At 69.4% G+C, this 7789-nt stretch carries 4 protein-coding genes; 1 reads left to right on the forward strand and 3 read right to left on the reverse strand.

Features of this window, described 5'->3' with window-relative positions; translation table 11 throughout:
- The 3 genes from ABW137_RS36240 to ABW137_RS36250 form a co-directional block, all read right to left on the reverse strand.
- Nucleotides 1–2305: (Fe-S)-binding protein (locus ABW137_RS36240; RefSeq protein WP_526407870.1), on the reverse strand; the 2305-nt coding region annotated here is incomplete at its 3' end.
- A 299-nt stretch (nt 2306–2604) separates the two neighbouring features.
- Nucleotides 2605–5124, reverse strand: a complete 2520-nt coding sequence (gene iniR, locus ABW137_RS36245) for an isoniazid response ATPase/transcriptional regulator IniR (RefSeq protein ID WP_526407871.1) — start codon at nt 5122–5124, stop codon at nt 2605–2607.
- A complete protein-coding gene (locus ABW137_RS36250) occupies nt 5121–6950 on the reverse strand; it encodes an Hsp70 family protein (protein ID WP_526407873.1) in 1830 nt (609 codons plus the stop codon). The genes iniR and ABW137_RS36250 overlap by 4 nt, the downstream gene beginning before the upstream one ends.
- A 234-nt stretch (nt 6951–7184) precedes the next feature.
- On the opposite strand from ABW137_RS36250, the gene ABW137_RS36255 reads away from it, so the two are divergent.
- Nucleotides 7185–7751: an Rv0340 family IniB-related protein gene (locus ABW137_RS36255; RefSeq protein WP_526407875.1), complete on the forward strand. Its 567-nt coding sequence runs from the start codon at nt 7185–7187 to the stop codon at nt 7749–7751.
- Nucleotides 7752–7789 lie beyond the last annotated feature (38 nt).

A 7789-nucleotide genomic window follows, 5' to 3' on the forward strand; every position in this document is an offset into this window, starting at 1 on the left:
TGCTGGCGTGCTCCTTCTCGCGTTCCGCGGTGCGGGCGGCGGCAGCCTCGGCGGCCGCACCCTTGGCGGGCAGCGTGACGGCGTCCTTGTCGAGCGCGGCGAGCAGCAGCTGCGCGACGTCGAGGACCTCGGCCTCCTTGCCCATCTCCTCGGCGCGGTCGCCGACCCCGTCGGTCATCATCACGCGGCAGAATGGGCACCCCGTCGCGATCTTCGACGCGTTGGTGTTCAGCGCCTCCTCGGCGCGTTCGTGATTGACGCGCTTGCCGATGTGCTCTTCCATCCACATCCGGGCGCCACCGGCACCGCAGCACAGGCCGCGGTCGGCGTGGCGGGGCATCTCGGTGAGCGTCGCGCCGGAGGCGCCGATCAGCTCACGGGGGGCCGAGTACTCCTTGTTGTGGCGGCCGAGGAAGCACGGGTCGTGGTAGGTCACGTCCTGGCTGACCGGGCTGACGGGAACCAGTTTCTTGTCGCGGATGAGGCGGTTCAGCAGTTGGGTGTGGTGCAGCACGGTGTAGTTGGTCCCGAGCTGCGGGTACTCGCGACCGATCGTGTTGAAGCAGTGCGGGCAGGTCGCGATGATCTTGCGGTCGACGGTCTCGACGCCCTCGAACAGTTCGTTGATGGTCGCGACGTTCTCGGCCGCCAACTGCTGGAACAGGAACTCGTTGCCCGAGCGCCGCGCCGAGTCACCGGTGCAGGTCTCGCCGGAACCAAGAACGAGGAACTTCACGCCCGCGGTCGCCAGCAGCTCGGCGACGGCCTTGGTGGTCTTCTTGGCACGGTCCTCCAGCGCGCCCGCGCAGCCGACCCAGAACAGGTACTCGAACCCGTCGAAGGAGTCGACGTCCTCGCCGTAGACGGGCACGTCGAAGTCGACCTCGTCGATCCACTTGGTGCGCTCCTTGGAGCTGGTGCCCCAGGGGTTGCCGCTGCGCTCGAGGTTCTTGAAGAGTCCGTTGAGCTCCCCGGGGAACTCGGACTCGACCATCACCTGGTAGCGGCGCATGTCGACGATGTGGTCGATGTGCTCGATGTCCACCGGGCACTGCTCGACGCACGCGCCGCAGTTGGTGCAGGACCACAGAACGTCGGGGTCGATGACGCCGCCCTGCTCGAGGGTGCCGACGAGCGGGCGGGTGGCCTGCTCGGGGCCGGATCCCATGATGCGCTCGAAGCCGGACTCGGGGACGTGGTGGTGCTCCTGGTGGTCGGCGTCCTCGACCAGGGTCTCGGTGGCCCCGCCCTCCGCGGTGTTCTCCGCGGGGGTCTCCTGGGTGCCGAGGATGTAGGGCGCCTTGGCGAACAGGTGGTCGCGCAGGTTCATGATGACGAGCTTGGGAGACAACGGCTTTCCGGTGTTCCACGCCGGGCACTGTGACTGACAGCGGCCGCACTCGGTGCACGTGGTGAAGTCGAGGTAGCCCTTCCAGGTGAAGTCCTCGATCTTGCCGCGGCCGAGCACCGCATCCTCGGCGGGGTCCTCGAAGTCGATGTAGGAGCGGTCGTACTCCATCGGCAGCAGTGGGCCGAGGCCGTTGGGCAGACGCTTGAACGTGACGTTGACCGGCGCTAGGCCGATGTGTAGGTGCTTGGAGTGCAACACGATCAGAAGGAAGACGAGCATGACGCCGATGTGCAGCAGCAGCGCCACGGTCTCGATGACGTGGTTGGCGGGTTGGCCCAGCGGGGCCAGCGCCGCGCCGACGCCGTGGGACAGGAATGCACCCCAGCCGTAGGGGAAGGCCTCGCCGAGGCTGTTGACGGCGGCGCCACGGAACAGCGCGTACGTCCAGACGACGTTGAAGATCATGAAGAGGATGAGCCAGGCGCCGCCCGTGTGCGATCCGTAGAAGCGGGAGTCGCGGCCGTATTCCTTTGGCTCCGAACGCAGTCGGATGATGGAGAAGGCCACGATGCCCAGCAGCACGGCGAGCGCGAAGAAGTCCTGCAGGAAGCCCAGCGCGTCCCAGCGCCCGACGAACGGAATGTGGAACTCGGGGTTGAACAGCACGCCGTAGGCCTCGAGGTAGACGCTGGCCAGTACGAAGAAGCCCCACATGGTGAAGAAGTGGGCGATGCCGGGAATGGACCACTTCAGCAGTCGGGTTTGCCCGAAGACCTCGGTGAACTGCGTGGTGATGCGCTTCTTGAGGTCGTCCTTGCGGGCGCCCTCGTCGATGGTGGGTTGCCCCGAACTGATGAGGTGGACGAGGAACATCACGCGTTTGGCGGCAAAACCCAGTACGACGGCGGTCAACGCCAGGCCGAGCCCTAGTCGGACCCACTCCAAGGTTCCCACGACTTCTGCCTCCCGGGTTCAAGCTACCGATCAGTAAGGTGTCTGGTTACTGGCTGGTAACTTACGCTAGATGCCAGCTCATAGTGGCATCCAGGCGTTTGGCGACGCTACGAAGGTAGTCCTAACTCACCGGTTGGTCGCCTCGGTTCTCACCGCATTCGACATCGCCCGAATCCACGTCGCAGATCGCCATCCCATGCGCCGAAGTCGAGGTTGTGGTCATTGTGGAGGCCGGCGAGCCCGGGCAGCCAGCCCGTCGGCGCCGGGCCTGCTGGAGGCGTTGCTGTGGTGCTTGTCACTCAGCTGGGCGGGCCGAGGATCGCCCGCAGCATCGAAATCAGCTCCGAGCGTGACTCGGCGCCCAGCCTGCGGCGGATCCGCGCGACGTGATGTTCGACGGTCTTCGCCGAGATGAAGAGCTGACTGCCGATGTCCCGGTAGGGCAGCCCCTGCAGGAGCAGCTGAGCGACCTCACGTTCCCGCTCCGACAAGCGCGACGACGTCGGTGCCGACCCGCCGTGATGGGGCGCCGCCGAGGAGGCTTCTGGCGACGCCGCCCCCGGTGACGTCGCGGAGTCCTCACCGCCGGACGCCGTCAGCTTCAGGTCGCGCGCCAGCTGCAGCATCGCCCCGGAGACCCGGCCGTCGGGGGTTTGGAGGGCGGCCTGGCTGGCCAACCGCGTCGCGTCCCAGGTGAGCCCGAATTGGGTCAGCGAGCGCGCGGCCGCGGTGACCTCGCCGACGTCGACGTGGTTGGCCAGCACCCGCAGCCAGGTGCGGCCCGCGTTGGCCAACGCCCGCGCGAATGCACTGTCGGCTGCGGCGGCGGTCAGCGCCTGACCGTGCGGAGCCACCGACTCCGGCGAGTTCGCCAGGATGCCTGCGTGGACGCCGGACCAGTGCAGCGGTACCGACCACAACACCGGATGGCCAAGCGTGTCAAGCAGTTTGAGGGCATCACCCACCGCAGGCGCGACAAGGTCCACCTGGCGCATGCGTGCCGCCGCCACCCACAACTCGCCCAGCGGGAGCAGCGAGTACACGTCCATGGCGTACTCGGTGAGGACTTCAAGTGCTCCGTACCAGTGCTTCTGCATCGCGCCGCTGTCGCCGGTGCGCCGCGCGATGGCCGTGTTCAGCGCGGCCGCCCACAGCGCATCGCGCCGATGCAGTTCCGCGAGTGCGGTCGAATCCACGTCCGCCTGCGCCGCGGTCAGCTGCCCGTCCAGCATTCGTGCCCACCCGAGAAGCAGGCGGTGTCGGTGGGCTGCGAAACCATCACCGAAACCCTCGTCTTCTCCCACCGACCGCACTGCTCGTCCGATCACGGTGCGGGCGCGCACCGAGTCACCGCCGTGAAGCGCGACCAACGTCAGTAGGGCGGCGGGAGTGTCGGGGACGACGACGGTCCTGGCACCCTCCGTCACCGACTGCGCCAGCCGGGAGACGGCGGCGGCATACGGGGAGTCGAGCGTCAGCAGCAGTCCCTCGGCGAGCCCGCGGGCGGCGCGGGCCAGGGAGGTCGGTGGCCCCGATGCGTCGAGGTCCAGGGCGGCGCGAGCGGAGGCGACGTCACCGACGCCCAACGTCGCGACGACACCCGCCGCGCCAACGACGGCATCGGCACTCGGCCCGAGCCAGCCGAACAGTTCGGCCGCCTGCCCGGCGCGGCCGTCGTGCATGGCGACGCTGGCCGCGACCCGCACCGCCGCGGCCCGCTCGGCGGCGTCTGCCGACCCGAGCAGCTCGTCGGCGAGCCTGCCCGCCGTGGCGCAGTCACCGGTCAGCGCCAGCGCATCGGCGAGCCTGGCGTCGAGCTCGTTGGCTCCCACCGCGGCCGCTGCGCGATAGAGCCGTGCGGTCGCCGCGGGCCGACCCTGACTCCGCGCGGCCAGCTCGGTCAACGCGTCGGCGAGCAGGGCATCGCGCACGCCGTGATCGGCGAGTCGGAGCGCAAGGTTCGTCGACAGCGTCGACTTCTCGACTTGCGTACGCAGCAGCGCGGTCTCGACGTGATGGTGGCGGGCAGCACCGACGATCTGCGCCACGCCCTGATGAACCGTCGCGGTGAACGAGGGGCTGTGCGACGGCGCGATCAGGCCGCTGGCCCGGGCCCGGTCGACCAGTCGCTGCGCGACGTCCTGATCAACCGCCAGCGCGGCGGCGACGTCGTCGGGTCCCAGCTCGTTGCTGAGCGAGCACAGCAGCAGGGCGTCGAGGACCGGCTCGTCGACCGTCTGCAACCGCTCGATGAGCGCCACCAGGGTCGCCTCCGCCACGACCGCATCGGCGGGCCTATCCGCGTCGGCCGCGGCGAGGGCCGCGACGGCCGGCTGGACCAGAAACGGTAGCCCCGCCGTCGTCGTCACGATGGCTTTGAGTAGATCCGGGTGGGGTGGTGAGCCGAGGGTGCCGGTCGCGATGCGGAGCACGTCGGCGCCGGCGAGCGGCTCCATCGCCAGCACGGGCGCCTCCCGCGACATCGCCGTCCGCAGCGTCGTGAGGGCATCGTGGTGGACCAGCGGCTCGGCGGCGATCACGACCGTGGTGTCGGCCGCGGCGACGAGCGTCGCCAACCGCCCCAACTCTTGGTCGTCCAGGAGGTGAGCGTCGTCGATCACGACGGCGGCATCGGGTGGGTCACCGTCCCGCGGAGCTCGGGCGATCACGGGAATTCCCGACTCGCGCAATGCCTTTCGCACCTCGGTGAGCACGGAGGTCTTGCCAGTGCCGACGCCACCGGTCACCATCAGCCGGACCGGCTCCCGTGGCGCGGCGGCCAGGGCTGCGACGGCTGAGTGGGTGCTGGCGGCGCTCACCCTTCCTCTGGCACCACCGGGGCGATCACCGGAACCGTCGGGGTTTCCGGTGGTGGTTGCACCGTGGTCGGAGTGATCGGCGGCTGCGTCGTGGTGATGGGCGGCTGTGTCGTGGTGATGGGCGGTTGTGTCGTGGTGACGGGCGGCGTCGTGGTGGTGGTGGTTGTTGGCGTCGTCGTGGTGGTCGTCGTCGTGGTGGTCGTGGTGGTCGTGGTCGTCGTGGTGGTGGTCGGCGACGTCGTCGTGGTGGTACTGGTGGGCTGCGTCGTCGTCACGGGCGGCGGCGGCACCACCGTGGTGCTGGTGTCCCCGTTCGGCAACGTGATGGTCTGCGTCGACGGCTCTGGCGGCGGCGCCTCGCTGCTGGACTGTCCCGGCGAGTAGCTGGTCGCGGTTTCCGTCACCGAGCCGCTGTCACCCGTGGTGCTGGTCAACGTGACGGCAAGACCACCGACGGCCAGAAGGGCGGCGGCCGCGGCCGCGCCGAAGAGGATCGGCGGTCGCTTGTACCAGGCTAGGGGCTCCGGATCGGGAAGGTCGTCTTCCTCCTCGTGGGCGAACGCCAGCTCAGGACGCGCATCGGTCGTGCCGTAGTCCGTGCGGTAGTCGCCACCCGTGTACGGCACGGGTTCCCCCGTCGGCTCGTCGTCCTGCGACCAGGCCAGGGCGCCCGAGGAACCGTCGTTCGGGGGTGGGCCCGCAGGCGGAGGGCTCGCGGCCCAACCCATCGTCGGTGCCAAGCCCGTCGGGGTGTCCGCAACCGGGGCGAGGCCGGTGGGCGCCATGCCCGTCTGTGCGTCGTCGCCGGAATCGTGCGCCGCGACCACCGCTGCGCCCGCGGCGACCGCCAACATCGGCAGTGGCGTCGTGACGACGGGAGCGCGCAGCTGCTCCGAAAGGCGTTGCGTGACCAACGGAATCGCCGCACCACCGCCCACGGTGGCCACCGCGGAGATGCTCGTCAGCGGAATCCGGAAGCGCTGCAACATTTCCGCGATCGTCGACAGCAAACCGTTCAGCGGCGCCTCGATGACGTGTTCCAGTTCCGCTCGCGTCACCCGCACGTCGGAGGAGTAGCCGGGCAGCTCAGCCTGCACGACGGCCGCGGTGTCGGCCGACAATCGTTCCTTGGCGTCGCGGCACTGGTCGCGCAGGCGGGTCAGCGATCCGACCGCGGCCGTGCTCGCGGGGTCCGACGACCGTGCCTCGGCGATACCGGTGACGACGTGGTTGAGCAGCGCCTGGTCGACGAGGTCGCCCGAGAACTCCGAATACCTGACGGTGTCGCCGATGGGGATCAGGTCCGCGCGCGCGTCGGCGAGCGTGATGCTGGTGCCCGCCGCGCCGAGGTCGCAGAGCAGGACGACGCCGTCCGCCGGCAGTCCTGGCGCCGTCCGTAGCCCGGCCAACGCGGCGCTCGAGTCCGGGATCAACGTCGCTGGAGCGCCGTCGGGAGAAAGGCTCGGCTTGCTGCGCAGTGCGTTCCGCAGCGCGCCGACCACTCCGGGGCCCCAATGCGAAGGAAAGGCGACGGTGATGGGGGCGCCGCCGCCGACCGTGCGGGCCAACGCGTCGAGCGCCTCGACGAGCACGACCTCGCCGCGGTGCGACGAGCCGTCCGAGGCGACGAGGGGGACGGGGTCGCCGACGCGTTCGACGAATCCCGTGAGCGCCAGCCCTGGTTGGCTGGGGCCGGGCACCGTGCCGACTTCGGGTTCGCGGTCGTCGAACAGCGTGAGCACCGAGCGACGCGTGACCGGCGCGGTGCCGACACGGGCTGCCACCAGGTTGGTGGTGCCGACGGACAATCCCAGTGGTTCGCTCATCAAGGGCACCCCTGCCGGATCGGAGAAACAGCCCTCACCATAGCGGGCCTCCCGCGGCGCGGGTCGCAATCCCCCTAACGTCGGCGAGCCCCTAATGCGCGGTCCCCTAACGGCGGTCGGGCAGGGGTGGTCCCAGCACCGATCCGTTGGTGCCGATCCGTCGATAGCATTTCCCTCGAACCGCACCGAGCCGACGAGAGTCGGGTGGCGCCCCAGACCAGTAAAGGAGGTGACATGGCGAACTCACTGCTCGACTTCGTCATGTCGGTGGTTCGCGACCCCGACGCTGCCGCGCACTACGCGGCCAACCCCGCGCAGGCCATCGCCGACGCCAACCTCACCGACGTGACGAGCGCCGACGTCAACAACCTGATCCCGGTCGTAGCGGAGTCCCTGTCCTCGGTGATGCCGTCGGGCGGCGCTCCTGGAGTGCTCGACTCCTTCGACGACCCCGGCGGAAACGTGTGGGCCAGCGGTGCGGCAACGGCCGCGTTCGACGCGTTCGACGACCACCTACCGATCCAGGGCGCTGACGTCATCGCAGATCACGTGCCCACCGTGGCGGGAGTCATCGACCAACCCGGATCTTCGGTCATCATCGACGACTTCGACGACGGCCTCGTCCCCTCGGTGACCACCACGGCGGATCCGTCCGACTCGGACGCGCCGATGTTCGACGACGTGCCGTTCGCCGAGGCGCCGGTGGACCATCAGTTGGACAACCAGCTCGACGATGGCCATCAGCCTCTAGACGATCATCCGGCAGACTCCCAGGACCCGGGTTTCGACATCTTCACGTGACCTGGCGACCCTTTGCTGGTACCAAGGACAGCGCGGCC

The organism is Mycobacterium sp. (assembly GCF_040509115.1).
In the GTDB taxonomy this organism is placed as follows: Bacteria; Actinomycetota; Actinomycetes; order Mycobacteriales; family Mycobacteriaceae; genus Mycobacterium.

Excerpts from the sequence above, each read along its gene's own strand:
- ABW137_RS36250 (WP_526407873.1), bottom strand. The coding sequence starts at position 6,950 with ATGAGCGAACCACTGGGATTGTCCGTCGGCACCACCAACCTGGTGGCA.
- ABW137_RS36255 (WP_526407875.1), top strand. The coding sequence starts at position 7,185 with ATGGCGAACTCACTGCTCGACTTCGTCATGTCGGTGGTTCGCGACCCC.